17 protein-coding genes are annotated in these 18,166 nt (G+C 31.2%); 7 read left to right on the forward strand and 10 right to left on the reverse strand.

Features of this window, described 5'->3' with window-relative positions; genetic code table 11:
• Positions 1–323: 323 nt before the first annotated feature.
• Complete coding sequence (locus DMB68_RS07360; protein ID WP_110345962.1) at positions 324–2,591, reverse strand: M1 family metallopeptidase; 2,268 nt, start codon at positions 2,589–2,591, stop codon at positions 324–326.
• 184 nt (positions 2,592–2,775) lie between these two features.
• Here DMB68_RS07360 and DMB68_RS07365 point away from each other — a divergent pair, with 184 nt between their 5' ends.
• Positions 2,776–3,627, forward strand: coding sequence for an aldose 1-epimerase family protein (locus tag DMB68_RS07365; RefSeq protein ID WP_110345963.1), 852 nt, complete (start codon positions 2,776–2,778; stop codon positions 3,625–3,627).
• A gap of 77 nt (positions 3,628–3,704) precedes the next feature.
• On the opposite strand, the gene DMB68_RS07370 is transcribed toward DMB68_RS07365, so the two are convergent.
• From DMB68_RS07370 to DMB68_RS07390, 5 genes are all read right to left on the reverse strand, one after another.
• The gene (locus DMB68_RS07370) at positions 3,705–4,547 is read right to left on the reverse strand and encodes a DUF2911 domain-containing protein (RefSeq protein ID WP_110345964.1); all 843 of its coding nucleotides are present in this window, start codon (positions 4,545–4,547) and stop codon (positions 3,705–3,707) included.
• A gap of 71 nt (positions 4,548–4,618) precedes the next feature.
• The gene (locus tag DMB68_RS07375) at positions 4,619–5,281 is read right to left on the reverse strand and encodes an HAD family hydrolase (RefSeq protein ID WP_110345965.1); all 663 of its coding nucleotides are present in this window, start codon (positions 5,279–5,281) and stop codon (positions 4,619–4,621) included.
• An 80-nt stretch (positions 5,282–5,361) separates the two neighbouring features.
• A complete protein-coding gene (locus tag DMB68_RS07380) occupies positions 5,362–6,078 on the reverse strand; it encodes a tRNA threonylcarbamoyladenosine dehydratase (RefSeq protein ID WP_110345966.1) in 717 nt (238 codons plus the stop codon).
• 45 nt (positions 6,079–6,123) lie between these two features.
• The gene (locus tag DMB68_RS07385; protein ID WP_110345967.1) at positions 6,124–6,777 is read right to left on the reverse strand and encodes a TatD family hydrolase; all 654 of its coding nucleotides are present in this window, start codon (positions 6,775–6,777) and stop codon (positions 6,124–6,126) included.
• Positions 6,777–7,376 carry a DUF1684 domain-containing protein gene (locus tag DMB68_RS07390; RefSeq protein WP_110346389.1) on the reverse strand — a complete coding sequence of 200 codons (600 nt, stop codon included), beginning with the start codon at positions 7,374–7,376 and terminating at the stop codon, positions 6,777–6,779. Before DMB68_RS07390 ends, DMB68_RS07385 begins: the two co-directional genes overlap by 1 nt.
• 283 nt (positions 7,377–7,659) lie before the next feature.
• Between DMB68_RS07390 and DMB68_RS07395 the strand changes: the two genes are divergently transcribed.
• The 6 genes from DMB68_RS07395 to DMB68_RS07420 all read left to right on the forward strand — a co-directional run bounded on the left by DMB68_RS07395 (position 7,660) and on the right by DMB68_RS07420 (position 13,224).
• A complete protein-coding gene (locus DMB68_RS07395) occupies positions 7,660–8,562 on the forward strand; it encodes a right-handed parallel beta-helix repeat-containing protein (protein ID WP_110345968.1) in 903 nt (300 codons plus the stop codon).
• 160 nt (positions 8,563–8,722) lie between these two features.
• Positions 8,723–9,091 carry a BlaI/MecI/CopY family transcriptional regulator gene (locus DMB68_RS07400; protein WP_110345969.1) on the forward strand — a complete coding sequence of 123 codons (369 nt, stop codon included), beginning with the start codon at positions 8,723–8,725 and terminating at the stop codon, positions 9,089–9,091.
• Positions 9,092–9,098: 7 nt separating this feature from the next.
• Entirely contained in the window at positions 9,099–10,865 is a 1,767-nt protein-coding gene (locus tag DMB68_RS07405; RefSeq protein ID WP_165830107.1) for a M56 family metallopeptidase, read from the forward strand.
• Positions 10,866–10,898: 33 nt separating this feature from the next.
• Entirely contained in the window at positions 10,899–11,273 is a 375-nt protein-coding gene (locus tag DMB68_RS07410) for a BlaI/MecI/CopY family transcriptional regulator (protein WP_110345970.1), read from the forward strand.
• Positions 11,274–11,279: 6 nt separating this feature from the next.
• Positions 11,280–13,004 (forward strand): M56 family metallopeptidase, encoded by a 1,725-nt coding sequence (locus DMB68_RS07415; RefSeq protein WP_110345971.1) that lies wholly within the window; start codon positions 11,280–11,282, stop codon positions 13,002–13,004.
• 79 nt (positions 13,005–13,083) lie between these two features.
• Complete coding sequence (locus DMB68_RS07420) at positions 13,084–13,224, forward strand: SsrA-binding protein (RefSeq protein WP_110306088.1); 141 nt, start codon at positions 13,084–13,086, stop codon at positions 13,222–13,224.
• A 1-nt stretch (position 13,225) separates the two neighbouring features.
• Here DMB68_RS07420 and DMB68_RS07425 read toward each other — a convergent pair whose 3' ends face one another.
• The 4 genes from DMB68_RS07425 to DMB68_RS07440 all read right to left on the reverse strand — a co-directional run bounded on the left by DMB68_RS07425 (position 13,226) and on the right by DMB68_RS07440 (position 18,147).
• The gene (locus DMB68_RS07425; protein ID WP_110345972.1) at positions 13,226–13,744 is read right to left on the reverse strand and encodes a DinB family protein; all 519 of its coding nucleotides are present in this window, start codon (positions 13,742–13,744) and stop codon (positions 13,226–13,228) included.
• Positions 13,745–13,756: 12 nt separating this feature from the next.
• Complete coding sequence (locus DMB68_RS07430) at positions 13,757–16,342, reverse strand: phosphoenolpyruvate carboxylase (protein WP_110345973.1); 2,586 nt, start codon at positions 16,340–16,342, stop codon at positions 13,757–13,759.
• 93 nt (positions 16,343–16,435) lie between these two features.
• Positions 16,436–16,915 carry an Lrp/AsnC family transcriptional regulator gene (locus DMB68_RS07435; RefSeq protein WP_007805990.1) on the reverse strand — a complete coding sequence of 160 codons (480 nt, stop codon included), beginning with the start codon at positions 16,913–16,915 and terminating at the stop codon, positions 16,436–16,438.
• 77 nt (positions 16,916–16,992) lie between these two features.
• Positions 16,993–18,147 (reverse strand): M14 family metallopeptidase, encoded by a 1,155-nt coding sequence (locus tag DMB68_RS07440; RefSeq protein ID WP_110345974.1) that lies wholly within the window; start codon positions 18,145–18,147, stop codon positions 16,993–16,995.
• Positions 18,148–18,166: the final 19 nt, after the last annotated feature.

An 18,166-nucleotide genomic window follows, 5' to 3' on the forward strand; every position in this document is an offset into this window, starting at 1 on the left:
TGGTATGTGTTTGCCCGATGGACAACTTAAGTGATTTCAAAATAAAAATGAATATAAAATAAATACGCGACGAAAAACTCTTTTGAATACTATATAGATAGCATCCGTACTTCGGGAGAAGTACCAGGTGAGATTGTCCGTGACAAAGAAGTTATATGTAAACTTATTTTATTCATTGGTGCAAAAGTACACTATTTTTTTATTTAGAAAACTAATTTTAAAAAATCTAACATTTTTTTAATGCAATGTTATTTTTTTTTAAAAATAAAAAATTCCGATAGATTTCATAAACCTATCGGAATTAATTACTTATAAGTTTTATTTTAGTTTTTAGTAAACGGAATTACCTGCCCATTTCCTAAAACAGTCATATCAAAAGCTGTCTTAGCCTCATTAAATTTAAATTTCAAACCTGCTCCGTTTGACACAAAAGTATCTTTTTCACCTGCAACCGGCTCAACTGTGAACTTTGGAAAATTTGTAATCTCTACATTCAAAACACTGTTTTTCTCCGTTAATTCAATTTTCAGAGGAGCATTTTTTGTAGAATAAATCCCTAAATATCCATCCAGAATGATATCTTTCTCTAGCTTTCCTTTTCCTGCTGTCCATGCATTATTGCTTTCATTATTATCCGGAAAAACATGATCAGGATCTAATGTTATGCTTTCTATTTCTTCGGTCGAATTATGTTTGAAAAACCAGTCATTGTTGCGTTGCCAAACTTCTACAGGTAAATTAACTCTCGTGACTTTTCCACTTTTCGTTTTTACATCCACAACAACCGGCATTGGCATTTTATCGAAATTTTCAACATTAATTATAACTCCTTTCGAAGGGTCATTTTTTACGTATTTAATTGAATTAATTCCCTGATCAAATCGCCAGTTATTTACATACCAGCTTCTCCAGAACCAACTTAAATCTTCTCCTGCAACATTTTCCATAGTTCTGAAAAAGTCATCAGGTTGTGGATGTTTGTATGCCCAACGCTCAATATAAGTCTTAAAAGCTGTATCAAAACGTTCTTTTCCTAAAACCTGTTCTCTTAAAATTATCAAACCTGCACTTGGTTTAAAATAGCATAACATGCCAATATTAGCTTCTTTCATATTATCAGGAGAGCTCATAATTGTTTCTAAGTCTGGTCTTGTAAAAGGTTCTGCCATTTCGTGTAAATCCGTTGCTGCCTCTTTATACTCTCCGTTGTTAAATGCTATGGTGCTCAAAGAATTAATAAAAGTATTAAAACCTTCATCCATCCATGCAAATAATCTTTCGTTTGAACCCACAATCATTGGAAACCAGATATGACCAAATTCGTGATCTGTAACTCCCCATAAATCTTTTCCTTTTGATTCCCAACTGCAGAATACAATACCCGGATACTCCATTCCTCCTTCATTTCCGGCAACATTTGTTGCAGCCGGATAAGGATATTCAAACCATTGTTTTGAATAATGTTCAATCGAAGCTTTCACATATTCAGTAGAACGTCCGTATCCATCTTTGCCGGAACTTTCAACTGGATATGCAGACAAAGCCAAAGCTTTTTTACCACTTGGCAAATTAATTTTTGCACCATCTAAGACAAAAGCAGATGATGAAGCCCATGAAAAATCACGTGCATTTTTAATTTGATAATGCCATGTTTTTTCAGTTCCCGCATTTGTATTTGCTGTAGCATTTACTTCTTCCGCAGAACGAATCGTAACCGTTTTATCACTTTGTCCGGCTTCTTTGTAACGCTTAAATTGTTCAGCCGGTAATACTTCTGCTCCATTCAGTAATTCTCCTGAACTTACCACATAATGATTTGCCGGCACAGTAAGTTTTACGTCAAAATTACCATACTCCAGATAAAATTCAGAAGCGCCTAAATAGGGTGCTGTATTCCATCCTCTTACATCATCATAAACACACATACGCGGATACCACTGAGCAATCGTGAAAACCTTACCATTTTTAGTTTCTAAAACTCCCATTCTGTCAGATCCTTCAAAAGGAGCTGTAAATGAAAAATCAATTTTGATTTTTACTGAACCGCCTTTTGATGCTAATTCCTGTGGAAGAAAAATTTGCATTCTGGTATCTGTAACTATATATTTTGCTTCAGTTTCTGTTTTTTTCTTATCTCCTGAAATTACTTTTACTGATTTTATTTTATTTCCACCATCAAAAAGCTGCCCTTGTGCCCCATTGCGACTTCCTGTTAATGGCACAACTGCATTTCCCCTTGAGTCATTTTTAAATAAGTTCTGATCTAAATTAAGCCAGACAAAAGACAATTTATCCGGACTATTATTAGTATAGGTAATTTCATCCGTTCCAGTAATTTGATTTGTCGTCGCATTTAATTTTGCAGTTATCTGATAATCTGCTCTGTTTTGCCAGTACTCAACACCCGGCTGCCCACTTGCTGAACGGGTTGGTGTGCCGTTTTTTGTGTAGAAATGTGGTGCGAATGCATCATGATAATTGTATTTATTAACCGGATTTTCTGTACCTGTCGGAGTTTGTTGTGCCCAAACAGGAGAAATTCCTACAAACAAAGCCATTGTAATTAAGGCTTTAGCAGACTGTCTTTTCATATTTTATACCTATTTATGTAGCAAATTAATGAAAAAAAAAGCTATTTAGAGAGAAAAATCAAAGCTTATATTTATTTTTAGCAAAATATTATCAAAAAAATAATTTAAGCGATTTTCGTAAGAAAATAAATTTTATAAAATTATATTTACAATAAATACAAAACTAATCTTTTAAAATACCATTTTGAATACAACAATATCAAATTCGAAACTTAAAGCATCGATCAAACATCGCGGAGCTGAACTATTCTCTTTGTCTGATAATCAAAGCAAGGAATATATGTGGAATGGAGATCCTAATTACTGGCCAAAACACTCTCCTGTACTTTTTCCGATTGTTGGAAGTTTAAAAAACGAAACGTATACTTTTAATGACAAAAACTATCACTTATCAAGACATGGTTTTGCACGTGATATGGAATTTCAATTGATTGAAAAAACGGAATCTTCAGCTACTTTTTCTTTATCTTATAATGAAGAAACGCTTCAAAAATATCCTTTTGAATTTGAATTGCAGATTATTTACAAACTTCAAGAAAACAAACTAAGTATAGAGTATAAAGTAATCAATAAATCAGAAACTCAACTCCCTTTCTCCATAGGTGCACATCCTGCTTTTGCTTTACCTGAAAACTTTTCAAATTACAGTATACAGTTTGAAAAAGAAGAAAAATTAAAATATTCACTTCTTGAAGATGGCTTAATTTCTAATACTACTGAAACTTTAAAGACTTCAAATAATGAAGTGTCTTTGAATTATAAATTATTTGAAAATGATGCTTTGGTTTTTAAAACTCTTGAGTCAGATTCACTAACTATCTTCGAAAATTCGAAACCATATATTAAAGTAGATTTTGAGAATTTTCCGAGCCTGGGAATCTGGACCAAAGAAAATGCTCCCTTTATTTGTATTGAACCTTGGTTTGGTTATTCTGATACACTTGAAAAATCAGGAGATTTATTCAAAAAAGAAGGAATAATGATTCTCGACGCAAATCAAAGTTTCAATACTTCATTTGGTATAGAAATACTTTAATTAAAAACAATAAAAAACCCATTTTGTATCAAAATCAAAATGGGTTTTATTTTATTTTATAAAAACAGCATTACAGATTATCTGCTCCATTCTGAAATACTGTCTTTGTTCATTTTTACATAATCCTGATTGTTAGCAGCTTCTGCAGATGCCAGCGAAATTTTAGCTGTTTCAATAGCACCGGCTTTATCACCTTGTTTTGCCTGGATTAATGATTTCAATCTTGTAAGGTAATAAGGTTTATCTGGACTCAATTCTAAAGCTTTATCAACATACTCTCTTGCGCTAATCATATCACCATTTGATTGAAATAAATATTGAGATGCAGCGTAATAATCATTCCATGTTGGTCCTGCCAACGCCTTTTTAATACTTGCAGTTGCTATTTTTGCAGTAGGAACTTCGAATTTCAAAGCTATATGAGAGTTTTCCCAGGCCATTTCTAAATAACCGGAATTTTGATCCAAAGTATTGATGCCTATTGTAAAGGTTTCAACAGGAGTCGGCAAGGCATCTTCTTTAACAGTAGTTTTTAAAACTACATATGCCTCGTTCCAATTCTCAGGCAATCCCCAATTGTCTGTAGAAAGATAAAAAATTACCTCCCAGCTTTCTATTCTTGGAATCGTATAAATGGAATATTTTCCTTTTTTTAATGTCTTACCATCAATAACAACATCATCTCCAAAATTGATTATTGTGTTTTCATTGGCTCCGGTTCTCCATAATTTTCCAAATGGAACCAGATTTCCAAAAACCGCCCTGCCCCTTGCACCTGGTCTTGAATAGGTAACTTCAACATCGGTCAATCCAACGGTTTGTTTAACATACCCTTTTGGACTAGCCTGTGGTGTTTTTATTTGTGCTTCTGCAACTAAAGGCGCCAAAATAATGGCTAATGCAATAAGTAGTTTTTTCATTTTTATAAATCTGTTTGTTTTTTTTCAAATTTACGAATTCAAAAAAGGACAAAAGTTAAATTTTACTTAATTCAAATACTTAATTGTGAGATTTTAAAAGCATTTAATTCATTAAAATGATTGACAATTAAATTTGCCTCTGACAAGTCCTGTCCTTCTGAATTTTCACTTCTGTAACCTACACAAAAAATCCCGGCACCTTTAGCCGCTTTTACACCATTGGTACTATCTTCTATAATGATACAATTTTCTTTTGGAGCAACTGACAATGAAGCTGCATGCACGAAAATTGCAGGATTAGGCTTGGATTGTGGAAAATCTTCACCACTCACTATTGCAGAAAAATACCGATGCAGATTAAATCGCGTAAAAACACGTTCAATAGTTACTTTTGAAGCAGATGATGCCAAAATTAACTGAATTCCGTTGGCATGCAAATCTTTTATTAAATCTTCAACCCCTTCCAATAAATACAAATCTTCTTTAGTATCAAAAGCATCATTAAAAATACTTCTTTTCCTTTGGATTAAATCCTCTACACCATGCTCTATAGTTGGAAAAAATCCTTTTAATGTCTGAAATGTATTTCGGGTTGAAAATCCCGTAAACGAAGTATACATTTCTTCGGTTACATTAATATTTAACTCTGAAAATTGTTTGTAATAGGCATAACGGTGAACAGGTTCAGTGTCTACAATTACACCATCCATGTCAAAAATTACTGTTTTTATCATTTTTTTTTAAGTTACTAAGGTTCTGAGATTCTATATTTTGCTCTTAATTTTAACGACTTAAAATCTTAGCATTATACAATCTATTCTTTTTTAAGCAAGTGACGAATTACGGTCTCAGCAGCATGAAGACCAAATAATCCCGGCATATAACTGTTTGTTCCGTAAAAAGATTTTTTAAAATTTTTACCATCCGTTAATTTCAGGCTTTTTTCATTTTGTATTTCTGAAGAAAAAACAACTTTCAATTTATTGATTTTTGCAGCCTTTAATCGCTTTCTGATTGCTTTAGAAAAATAGCAATTAATTGTTTTAGAAATATCTGAAACCTTAACTTTAGAGGCTAACATTTTTCCGCCAGCTCCCATACTGCTAATTATTTTTACTCTTTTTCGTTTTGCTGCGATGATTAAATTCAGTTTTGGTGTAATACTGTCAATACAATCCAAAACATAATCAAATTCAGGTGAAACGATTTCAAAAGCACGCTCAGGAGATAAAAATTCCTGTACACGGATTAATTTCAGTTCTGGATTAATATCCATCAGGCGATCTCCTACAATTTTAATTTTTGGTTCACCCACAGTCGAATGCAAAGCAGGTAACTGTCTGTTTATATTAGTAATATCAACAACATCCCCATCAACAATAGTCATATTTCCTACTCCTGCTCTTGCCAAAAATTCAGCAGCAAATGATCCTACCCCTCCTAAACCTACAACCAAAACATTTGCATTTTGCAGGTTATCTAATCCTTCTTTTGTAAATAAAAGCTCAGCTCTTTCTGTCCACTCTGCCATATATTTCTTTTCTTATTTTAAATTTGTTTAGTTATTGTTCCAGAATTAGTGACTCTGAAACACATTTTTGTAATTAACTGAAATTATATTTTGCAATTCATTATTTTTAAACTCTTTATATTTCGAAGCTATTTCATAAACCTGTTGAATATTTTCTTCAATTGTATCAGTTTCTAAAAAAAAACGATCATTTGGTATATTTTGAAAAACAGTTTTTAAATCAGGATTTTTAAGCAAATATTTTCCAAACGAAATATAAAACCCTTCCTTAATAAGCTGATTCGCAATTTGATTATTATTTTTTGAAAATCCGTGTATAATCATTGGAACAGAGATTTTCATTTTTTTCTTAATTGCAATTACTTCCTGAAAAGCTGCTACACAATGTATTACAACCGGTTTTTTATATTTTTCGGCCAGAGCGAGTTGTTTTTCAAAAGCTAAAATTTGTTGCTCAAACGGAATTTCAATTCGTTTATCCAGACCACATTCACCAATTGCTAAACAATTATGTTCTTTTAATTTTTCTTCAATGATTTGTAAATCGGCATCTATTCTGTCTTCAACAATATACCATGGATGAACTCCAACCGAATAATATGGAATGGAAACATCAAAATCCTGTGGATATTGATTAACCAATTCTAAAATATCAGGATTATTTGTAAACTGATGTGTATGAAAATTGAAGAATTTCATTAATGAAAAGTTTTTACTCCGGCATTAATTTCAACATTTAAATCATTTTCTAATGGCACAATTGGACATGAATACTTATGATTGTAAGCGCAATAGGGATTATAAGCCTGATTAAAATCAATTGCAATCGTATTGCCTTTTGGTATTTCAAGATCAATATATCTTCCTCCTATATAACTTTCCTTCCCACAGGTTTTATCTGAAAATGGTAAAAATAAATGGTTTTTATATTTATCCATTTTAGAAAGTTCGACATCCTGATAAACATTTAACTGCAATGCTACTCCATCAATACTAAAGAAAACGGTTCCATATTTAATGTATTTTGGTTTTCTTGAAGTCGATGTTTTCATTTCAAAAGCTTTTTCATTTACAGCCTTAACAAACTTTGCATTTACAAAATACTTGTTGCTTACCGGATAAAATCCTAATGATTTAAAAGTTTTTAAATCTTTTTCCTCTAATGGACTTGTCTTAGCATCAGCATATTCAGAGTTAATTTTCTTCTGGAATTTTTCAGCCTCTGAGTAATTAAACTTTTTTTGAGAAAAACCTGCAGTAGAAGCCAAAAGCACAATAAAAACAAAAAAAATCTTCATGATTAAAATTTTTGCAAAATTAACTAAAAGCAATAAATTATGAGTCCTCTTTTTTATTTATTCAAATTATTCTGCAATATTTTATTATCCGATAGACGTATGTAAGAAAGCATAATTTATTTTAACACTATTTGATTGAACTTATTCAATCTTTATAAATTAATTCCTTGGTAAGTTTACACCATTCATTACAAACTGATTATCAAATATTTATTTTTAACAATTAGAATAAACAATATTTTATTAACCTCATTTATTAACCACTATCAAACTTTAAATTATTATGAAAACAAATTTTAAATTGCTCATTTTATGTTCTATTCTTTCTTTTACTGCATGCGAAAACAGCGATACACCAGTTGCAGAAAACGAAACTGCTATTGATAATCAAGAAACTATACCAACAAGTACTTCTCTTACTGCTAAAACCACTACAGTCACAACCGAAGCAGCATTAAGGTCAGCCATTTCATCTGCAGTTGCAGGTGATATTATAAAAATTAGCGGTACAATAAACCTGACGCAAACATTAGAACTTGCAAAAAGCGGAACCTCGAGTTCAAAAATAAGTTTTACAGGAGGTGTTTTAAACTGTTCAGGCCAGCCATCAGGCAGCTGGGGTGTAAAAGTAAACGGAAGCTATTGGAACATCACAAACATGACAATTAAAAATGCAAAAGACTGCGGTTTGGTTTTTCAAAGCGGCGGTTACAATTATGTATATAATGTGAGTACTTTAGCTAATGGTGATTCGGGCCTGCAAATTTATAACGGAGGTCACGATAACTATATTCTTTCCTGCAAATCGAATGACAATTACGATGCTGCAAATGCAGGAGAAAACGCTGACGGTTTTGCCTGTAAGTTATCTGCAGGAAAAAATAATGTATTTGAAAATTGTACAGCGAATCATAATTCTGATGACGGATGGGACTTGTACGGACAGCCTTATACAGTAACCATAAAAGGATGTACAGCAAGCAATAACGGTTTTGGGACTAATGGAGACGGGAACGGATTCAAATTAGGCAGTGCAGGGCAAAACGTCGCTCACACAGTAACCAATAATACCGCAACAAATAATCTTGCCTGGGGTTATGATGGCAATGGTAATACCGGACACATTACGATTACTGGCAGCGGAGGTTCCGGAAATAAAAAAGGATTATTTACACGTCTTTATTAATGTTAATTAACAAATATTACAAGGCTGTCATTAAATTGACAGCCTTTTTTATTTATAATCAACACTTTAGCATACAAAAACTACAAAACACGTTAAATAACTATTTTTATAGTTGCATAACTAAAAAAATAGTTGTAGGTTTGATTTAAATTTAAAATACATGCAAAAGTTAACTAATAAGGAAGAAGAAATTATGCATATTTTATGGAAGCTCAAAAAAGCATTCGTAAAAGAAGTACAGGCAGAAATTATTGAAGACCAGCCTCATTATAACACTCTTTCAACTATTATTCGAAATCTGGAAGAAAAAGGATTTGTCGGACATAATGCTTTTGGAAATACCCATCAATATTATCCAATAATAAGTTTAGAAGCTTACAGCAAAAAATATATGAAAACTGCAATTGATAATTATTTCAACAGTTCTTATAAAAATATGGTTTCATTTTTTGCTAAAGAAGAAAAAATATCTGCGGCCGAGTTACGTGAAATCTTAGCCATGATCGAATCGCAACAAGAAGAAAAATAAATTATTTATGGAGGCACTTTTTATTTATATTGCAAAATCATCCGGGTTAGTTGTATTGTTTTATTGTGCTTACTATTTTTTGTTGCGCAAAGAAACATTTTTCAATAGCAACAGATGGTTTTTATTAGCAGGATTAATTACTTCGATAGCATTGCCTTTTTTTGTTTACACAAAAATTATCTGGGTAGACCCTGCTCCAATGACAAATTTAAATCTGTCTCAGCTCAATATCCCTCAAACAATTGAAAAAACATCTTTTGAAATAAACTGGAATTATGTTTTTTTAATCATTTACAGTATTGGTTTTATCGCCTTGCTTATGAAATTTGCAATGGATTTTTACAGCTTACATGTTATTTTAAAAGGAAAAAAAATAAAGCATCAGGCAGACTATAAATTTATCGATGTATCTGAAAACATTCCTCCTTTTTCTTATTTTCAAAATATAGTATACAACTCATCAATGTATACGGAATCAGAATTAGAAAATATTCTTGAGCATGAAAAAGTGCATAGTGACCAAAATCACACTATTGATGTTCTGATCTCCAGATTCTTTTGTCTGATATTTTGGTTCAACCCAATACTATGGCTTTATAAAAAAGCAATTGTTCAAAATCTTGAATTTATTGCCGACAAAGAAGCTGCGAAAAAAATTTCAGACAAAAGAGCTTATCAATATACTCTTTTAAAAATAACAACACATGAAAATTGTGTTGCAATCACCAATCATTTTTATCAATCATTAATCAAAAAACGAATTGTCATGTTAAACAAAAATCAATCAAAAAAAAGGAATTCATGGAAATACTATGTTGTAATTCCGGCACTTGCAGTATTTGTACTTTTATTTCAAGTTGAAATCGTCGCGCAAGAAAAAGCCTCAGGCATTATCGAGAAAATAAATTCGGATGAAGTTGAGTCAGTAGATGTATTTACAATAGATAAAAATACCACAGATGAAGAAATAGAACAAAGAGTAAAAACATTGAAAGAAAAATTTAATATCTCTACCGCCATATCTAAATTAAAAAGAAACGCCAACAATGAGATTACTTCTGTTAACATTGATCTAAAAAATGAAAAAGGAGCTAAAAAAATTAAAAAATCGGTAACATCAACAGGAATTGAAAAAATTGGAATCATTGTTATTAAAGATAAAAACGGAACCATTTCTTTTAATTTTACGGATACACAACCTACTGTAATTGGCTATAAAACAGAAGCCAAAGACGTTTTAATAAAAGTTAAGGATACTCAAATTTCTAATACCAACAATGATGCTAAAACTAATTCTGATACTGATAAAAACATTAGTACTAATGTTAATACTAATACTACTGTAAATACAGAGAAAAATACAATAAGAATTGTATCTGCTACTGATGCAAAACCAATAATTATTGTTAATGGTGTTCAAACAAATTCAGAAATGAATATTAATGACGTCCCAAATAATGAAATTGCAAGCATTAATGTAATAAAAGGTAAACCTGCTGAAGACAAATACGGAACAATCGGAAAAAATGGTATCATAGAAATTACCACAAAACACTCAACAGAAAATCCTACAGTCATTTTATCTGATAAAATAAATATCAGAAGTTCTGAAAAACCATTAATTATAATAGATGGAAAAATTACAAATAAAAGTACAGATGATTTGGATCCACAAAATATTGAACAAATAAACGTATTGAAAGACCCGACAGCTATAACTAAATATGGTGAAAAAGGAAAAAATGGTGTAATTCTAATCACCACCAAAAAATAATTTCGAATAAATTATAAAATTAACAAGCAAGACATGCAGAAGCTAACAAACAAAGAAGAAGAAATAATGCACATTTTATGGAAGCTTAAAAAAGCTTTTGTAAAAGAAGTTCAGGCAGAAATTACTGAAGACCAGCCTCATTACAATACACTTTCTACAATTATTCGAAATCTGGAAGAAAAAGGATTTGTGGGACACAATGCTTTTGGAAATACGCATCAATATTATCCAATTATAAGTTTAGAAGCGTATAGTAAAAAATACATGAAAACTGCAATTGATAATTATTTCAATAGTTCTTATAAAAATATGGTTTCGTTTTTTGCTAAAGAAGAAAAAATTTCTGCGGCCGAATTACGTGAAATCTTAGCTATGATTGAGAATCAAACAGAAGAAGAAAAAAAATAATATCTTATGGAAGCACTTTTCATTTATATCGCAAAATCATCCGGGCTAATCCTATTGTTTTATTGTGCCTATTATTTTTTATTGCGTAAAGAAACTTTTTTTAACAGTAACAGATGGTTTTTACTGACTGGTTTAGTTACGTCACTAATTCTTCCTTTTCTGGTTTATACAAAAATTGTCTGGATTGATCCTGTTCCGGTTTCAACTGTTAGTTATCCACAAAATTTTATATCTCAAGCTGTTGAGCAAGAATCATTTGAAATCAATTGGAATTATATAGTGCTTTCCATTTACTGTATTGGATTTATTGCACTTATAATAAAATTTGCTACTGATTTTTATAGCTTAAATTCAGTTCTAAAAGGAAAAAAAATACAACAGCAAGCTGATTTTAAATTTATTGACGTATCTGAAAATATTGCTCCGTTCTCCTATTTTGATTATATCGTATACAACTCATCAATGTATACAGAAGCAGAATTAGAAAATATTATTGAGCATGAAAAAGTGCACAGCGATCAAAATCACACTATCGACGTACTTATTTCAAGAGTATTTTGCGTATTATTTTGGTTCAACCCAATTATTTGGCTGTATAAAAAAGCCATTCTGCAGAATCTTGAATTCATTGCCGATAATGAAGCTACTAAAAAAATATCAGACAAAAAAGCCTATCAATACACGCTTTTAAAAATAACAACACATGAAAGCTGTGTTGCAATCACCAATCATTTTTATCAATCATTAATCAAAAAACGAATTGTCATGTTAAACAAAAATCAATCAAAAAAGAGAAATTATTGGAAGTATTACGCTATACTTCCAGCACTTGTAGCTTTTGCGCTTTTATTTCAAATAAAAACTATTGCGCAGGAAAAAAAGGAAAATCATAAGGTTTCAGAAAAAAATCAATCTGTAGATGTTTACAAAATTAAAAACACAACTACAGATCAGGAATTAAAGATGATGACTGAAAAGTTAAAACAAAATCACAATGTTGATATTGAAATTTCCGAAATAAAAAGAAACTCAGATAATCAATTAACTGCGATTAAAGTTGATATTGAAAAAGGCACAGGAAGAGATCAGACTATTCAAATTGAAGGAGACGAGGCTATTAAAAGCTGTGGAATTATTATTACAACAGAAAACGGGACTAAAAAAATTAATTTAGTTACCGATGGTGGAATGGACAAACCACTAGTTGTTGGAGACAACCTTATCTTAAATGAAAAAAATCCTGTCAAGATAAGTACAATTTCGACTATAACACCTCCTGTTCCTCCTACTCCGCCTTCATTTCCAACGGGACCAATGCCACAGGCTCCTACACCAGATATGTCAAAAATGCCAAAACCACCAGTTCCTCCCGCAAATCCAAAAGATAAAGTCGCTATGACCAAATTCGAAAAAGAAATGTCTGAATTTGAGAAAAAAATGGAATCATTTGAACCCGATATGTCGGCTTATGAAAAACAAGTTGAGGAAATCATGTCTAAACGCGAAGCTATTTTTGAAAAAGAAATGGAAAAATATGAAATCGCAATGGAAAAATTCAACGCTGACATGGAGAAATTTACTGAAGAGATTGAAATAAAATACGGTAAAGATTCCAAACAGTACGAAATAAATATGAAGCAATTTGAAAAAGACATGAAAGTATTCGAGAAAAACATGAAACTTCATGAAAAAGAAATGAAAAAAATGGAGAAAGAAAGTCAAAAATCGTAAACTATCTTATCCTAAAAGCAGAAAAGACTTTGCCGTTAAGCAAAGTCTTTTTTTATATCTTTGATAAAATTTAAATTTTATGTATAAAATCTTAGCCAAAATAAATAAAATCCTTTTACCAAGTTTTACGAAACAAGGTTTAGATATCGCAAAAGCAAAAAAATGGCAAATGGCAATTATTGGCTATCGGGCTTATGTAACAAAACGAGCTTTAGATTAATTTACAAATATCTTTCAGAAATCACCTTTAAATGATGATTTTGGTGTCCTGTAATAATGTAACCAATTGCTCTCACCGAAATACTATTGTCTGAACTTGTCCCCAAAAACAAAAGCTGATCTTCATTAAGACTTTCAAAAAAACTAATTGTTGCTTTTCTGACATTTTCATATTCTTCCAATAAACTCTCTATTGAACGTATATTACCAAATGCTAAAGGAACATAATCATCTTGTTCAAATCCCGGTAAAGGCGTTTTATCTCCTCTACTGATTCTCAATCCACGATATGTAAAAATTCTTTCTGTATCGATGATATGAAGCAAAATATCTTTAATGGTCCATTTTCCTTCCTCATAACGATATTCTAATTTTTCAGCCGGTATATTTTTTACAAAATTAACCAGCTGAGACAAACCTTCTTTTAAACCGTCTAATAATGTTTTATTAGAATCAAAGGCATTTATGTAAGTTGTCTGATAAAGAGAATATTCGTTTGTTGATAAATCTGAAACTAACATAATAAATTAGGTTTAGGCAGAGTTTCTACTTGCATTAGTATTTCCGAACAATGAACGGGTAACAATTTTCTCGTAAACTTTAATCAGATCCTGATCGATTTCTTTTTCCTTATTCAATTCATTAATTCTCAATAAAGCATATTGCTGTATTGTCAACAATGGCAATACAATACGCTCTCTTATCTGAATTGAAGCTTTACCATCAGGATAATTTTCCATTAGCGTTTTATGACCCGCAATTTTAAGTAAAAGACGTTCTGTTTCTAAAAACTCATCGTAAATAATTTGCCAGAATTCCCCAAACTCAGGATCTTTTCTCATGTAAGCTGTTAATGGCAAAAATGATTTTGCTAATGACATCATACTATTTTCTAAAAGTGTTTTAAAGAATAAAGAACTATGATACAAGTCGCTAATTTTACCCCATTGGTTAGTATCTTCAAAATGCTTTAGAGCAGATCCAACTCCGAAAAATCCTGGTACATTTTGCTTCAACTGACTCCATGAACCTACAAATGGAATTGCTCTCAAGTCTGCAAAATCCAATTGTTCAGATTTGCTTCTTTTTGATGGACGGCTTCCAATATTGGTTTTAGAATAGTATTTTAATGTACTCATCTTTTCTAAATACGGAATAAATTTGGGATGGTTTTTAAAGCTTAAATACTTATCATACCCTAAACCAGCCAATTGAGTCAAAATAGCTGTTTCTTCAGCGCTTAATTCATTTTTCTCTTTACTAAAAACCTGATTAGTTACTCCGGCACTTAATAAATTTTCGATATTGTAGCGGCAAGAATCTAAAGTTCCAAAATTAGAACTAATAGTTTGCCCCTGTACAGTAATCTGAATTTCGTTATTCTCAATTTTAGGTCCTAATGACGCATAGAACTTATGTGTTTTTCCACCACCACGTGCAGGAGGCCCACCACGTCCATCAAAGAAAATAGCTTTTATACCATATTTTCTTGAAATTTGGGTAAGCTCAATTTTGGCCTGATAGATACTCCAGTTTGCCATTAAATAACCACCATCTTTTGTTCCATCTGAGAAACCAAGCATAATCGTTTGTTTATTGTCACGGGATTTTAAATGTGCTGCATATTCAGGATTTGTATATAATTGTTCCATTATTGAATGTGCATTTTGTAAATCATCAACTGATTCGAAAAGTGGAATAATATCAACCGTAGGGTTTTCCCAATTATTTAAACGAATCATTGCAAAAGTTTCCATTACATTTAATGCACTTTCGTTATTACTGATAATATAACGATTTGCACCAAATTCACCATTATTTTCCTGAATCGTTTTGATTGCCTGAACAGATTCTAAAGTCAATTTAGTAATTTCATTATCAAAATCAGCCGGATTTAAGTCACCTTTCACTTTTGACAAAACAACTAATTTTTCATCTTCAGATAAGTCAAAATAATTATCAGGAAATATTTTCGAATCTGAATTCAAATAATAATTTACCACATCATGAAAAACAGCATTGTGAATTTTACTGTTTTGACGGATATCTAAGGTAGCAAAATGAAACCCAAACAAATTAATTTTAACTAACAAAGCTTCTAATTCATCTAAATATAAAGACTGATGTTTCTCTATAATTATGTTTCTGATTTTATTTAACTGAGTTAATAATTCATCTAAAGTAATATAAATTTCACCCTTAGAATAAAAAACAGACCTGTAAAGTTTATATTCAAGTTCAGCAACCAAAGTATCTACACCTGAGAAAGTTAACTTTCGTTTTAAATTTCTCATTTCAACATAATAGCATTTCAAAATCGAAGTACGTAAACGCTCAGCAACCTTTAATGTAATATCAGTAGTTACAAATGGATTTCCATCACGATCTCCCCCTGGCCAGAAACCCAGTTTAATTAACTGATTTTGGATTGCTGCTCCTTCGAGAATATTTTTCTGCAAATAATGAACTATTTCACCTGCAGTTTCATAGAATACATTTTCCAAATACCAAATCAAACTTACCGCTTCATCATACGGATTCGGCTTTTCATTTTGTATAAAAGGTGTTTTTCCTAACTGGGCTAACAACTGTTTGATTTTTAATAAATCATTCTGCCTGATCGCCTCTGTCAAATCATTTATAATCCCAAGAACCGGTCCAGGATAGAACTGTGTCGGATGCGCAGTCAATACAGTTCTAACGTTGAAATTTTCAAGAAAATCGATTAATTCATCGTCTTTTTCCTTTGCATCTGACTTTTCTTTAATATCACGAAGCGAACCGCGTCCTTCCATATTATTTACAACTGGAAAAGCAGCATCTTCAATCGCATCAAATAATACAATTTGACGTTCGATATACTGAATAAAACGAAACATTAAGTCAATTTTTTCTGTTTCTGAAGCATTATTTAGAAATTTATTTGAAAAAAAATCAAAAATTTCCTTAGGAGTTTCCTGTTTTTTAAACCCTGTTTCACAAGTTTCAGTAAACAGAGGAAGCAAAACCCCAGTATTATCAATAGAATCAAAGGGTAATGTTATAAAAACACTATTATAAATATGATATTTAGAGAGAACATCCTGATTAAAACGCTCTATTTTTGGCAACGTATACATAATCCTTTTTGTAAGTTGTAATTGGTTAATTAGTCATAAAAAAACCCCAAGAAAACTTGAGGTTATATTTTTAATATAGCATTCAAGAAAATATTACATATTTTTGAAAATAGTATGCATCAAACGCTTCTTGTCGTTAATACTTTCTTCTAATGAAATCATTGTTTCAGTTCTGTAAACTCCTTCGATATCATCAATCATAAAGATAACTTCTTTAGCATGCTTAGTATCTTTAGCTCTAATTTTACAGAAAATATTGAATTTCCCTGTAGTTACAGAAGCCACAGTTACGAATGGAATTTGGTTAATTCGCTCTAATACAAATTTTGTTTGTGATGTGTTATTAAGAAACACCCCTACATAAGCAATAAATGAATACCCTAATTTATCGTAATCTAAGGCTAATGAAGATCCCATGATTATTCCGGCATCTTCCATTTTTTTTACTCTAACATGTACAGTTCCGGCAGAAATCAACAATTTTTTTGCAATGTCAGTAAACGGAACTCTCGTATTATCTATTAACATATCTAAAATCTGGTGATCTACTTCATCTAAACGAAATTTACTCATAATTCTTTAATTAATATTACTAATTTGTATTACAAAGTATAAAAATATATATAAAAAACAACAAATTCACATAAAATTTAACTTTCTATCAATCCGTTAACAAATTTAACGTTTTTATTTAAATAAAAATTTGCTTTTTGATTCGTTTTCGGAAAATTAGCAAAATCATCTGAGTATGCAGCGCCTTTTGCATCGTAGACATAATGTCCGAAATAATTTTCTAACTCTCCTACTTCAACTATATAAGCATTAAATTGAATCTTGCTGTCAATCAATTCTTCTTTGTATTGAGCGACAAAATTCGTAATAATTTCAATACCATCATAATTTATTTTGATATTTTTATACATAAAATCATAAAAAACCACTTTATTTTGTGAAATATTCAAATAATCATTAATCCTATTATCAGCTATATCGTTTTCGGAAAGCGCTTTAAAACTGGTAATAAGTGAAAAGAATATATATTTTCTGGTCACTTCTCTCTTATAATCGTTTTGAAAATGCCCAGCTTCAAATAAAATTGTCGGCACACCTAAATACTGAAAAGTATCTCCGATACAATTAATATTAAACGAATCATCAAAACGCCCTACTTGCCCAGGTATATGCCGCTGCAGTTCATCATTAATTGCCGCGATTAAGTTAATTGCCTTTAATCTGTTGTCATTTATTTCCCTTTCTTCATTATAAGAAGGAGCCAAAAATGAAACAGTTGCCGGTTTTCCCGTTTCACCAGCTCCAAAAATAGTACGCTGATCATGAAGGTTGAAACAAAAATGAGGCTTAAACGCTTCAAAAACCTCTCTTAAAACCCTGCTTTCCGGTTGTGTCAAATTTTGCGAATCTCTATTTAAATCAATTTCATTTGCATTGGCACGTGTATATAAAGCAGCTCCGTCGGGATTTAGTATTGGTATGCAGTAAAAAGTAAAGGCTGAAAGCATTTTTTCTGCAAACGCAGAACTATTATTCAAAACATTAATAAAATCAAACAAGGCTTTAGTGGTCGTACTTTCGTTTCCATGCATTTGCGACCACAAATAAATTCGGGTTTTTCCTGAACCAATTTCATAACTATATATAGGTTTACCCAAGACAGATTCTCCAATAATCTTAACCTGATTGTTTGTATTGATCCTTTCTAATATTGGCTGAATATGTTCTAAGGTCAAATAACGACCTTCTATTGACTCTTCTTTGTTTTGATTAAATAATTCTTCTAAATTCATTGTGCTTTTAATTAGTTTA

Source organism: Flavobacterium hydrophilum, assembly GCF_003202405.1.
Classification (GTDB): Bacteria; Bacteroidota; Bacteroidia; order Flavobacteriales; family Flavobacteriaceae; genus Flavobacterium; species Flavobacterium hydrophilum.

Bases quoted from the DNA above. Each gene is read 5' to 3' on its own strand.
- DMB68_RS07400 (WP_110345969.1), top strand. From the start codon at position 8,723: ATGCAAAAGTTAACTAATAAGGAAGAAGAAATTATGCATATTTTATGG.
- DMB68_RS07425 (WP_110345972.1), bottom strand. From the start codon at position 13,744: ATGTTAGTTTCAGATTTATCAACAAACGAATATTCTCTTTATCAGACA.
- DMB68_RS07435 (WP_007805990.1), bottom strand. From the start codon at position 16,915: ATGAGTAAATTTCGTTTAGATGAAGTAGATCACCAGATTTTAGATATG.
- DMB68_RS07420 (WP_110306088.1), top strand. From the start codon at position 13,084: ATGTATAAAATCTTAGCCAAAATAAATAAAATCCTTTTACCAAGTTTT.
- DMB68_RS07410 (WP_110345970.1), top strand. From the start codon at position 10,899: ATGCAGAAGCTAACAAACAAAGAAGAAGAAATAATGCACATTTTATGG.
- DMB68_RS07440 (WP_110345974.1), bottom strand. From the start codon at position 18,147: ATGAATTTAGAAGAATTATTTAATCAAAACAAAGAAGAGTCAATAGAA.
- DMB68_RS07430 (WP_110345973.1), bottom strand. From the start codon at position 16,342: ATGTATACGTTGCCAAAAATAGAGCGTTTTAATCAGGATGTTCTCTCT.
- DMB68_RS07385 (WP_110345967.1), bottom strand. From the start codon at position 6,777: ATGAAATTCTTCAATTTTCATACACATCAGTTTACAAATAATCCTGAT.
- DMB68_RS07380 (WP_110345966.1), bottom strand. From the start codon at position 6,078: ATGGCAGAGTGGACAGAAAGAGCTGAGCTTTTATTTACAAAAGAAGGA.
- DMB68_RS07390 (WP_110346389.1), bottom strand. From the start codon at position 7,376: ATGAAGATTTTTTTTGTTTTTATTGTGCTTTTGGCTTCTACTGCAGGT.
- DMB68_RS07405 (WP_165830107.1), top strand. From the start codon at position 9,099: ATGGAGGCACTTTTTATTTATATTGCAAAATCATCCGGGTTAGTTGTA.
- DMB68_RS07360 (WP_110345962.1), bottom strand. From the start codon at position 2,591: ATGAAAAGACAGTCTGCTAAAGCCTTAATTACAATGGCTTTGTTTGTA.
- DMB68_RS07375 (WP_110345965.1), bottom strand. From the start codon at position 5,281: ATGATAAAAACAGTAATTTTTGACATGGATGGTGTAATTGTAGACACT.
- DMB68_RS07415 (WP_110345971.1), top strand. From the start codon at position 11,280: ATGGAAGCACTTTTCATTTATATCGCAAAATCATCCGGGCTAATCCTA.
- DMB68_RS07395 (WP_110345968.1), top strand. From the start codon at position 7,660: ATGAAAACAAATTTTAAATTGCTCATTTTATGTTCTATTCTTTCTTTT.
- DMB68_RS07370 (WP_110345964.1), bottom strand. From the start codon at position 4,547: ATGAAAAAACTACTTATTGCATTAGCCATTATTTTGGCGCCTTTAGTT.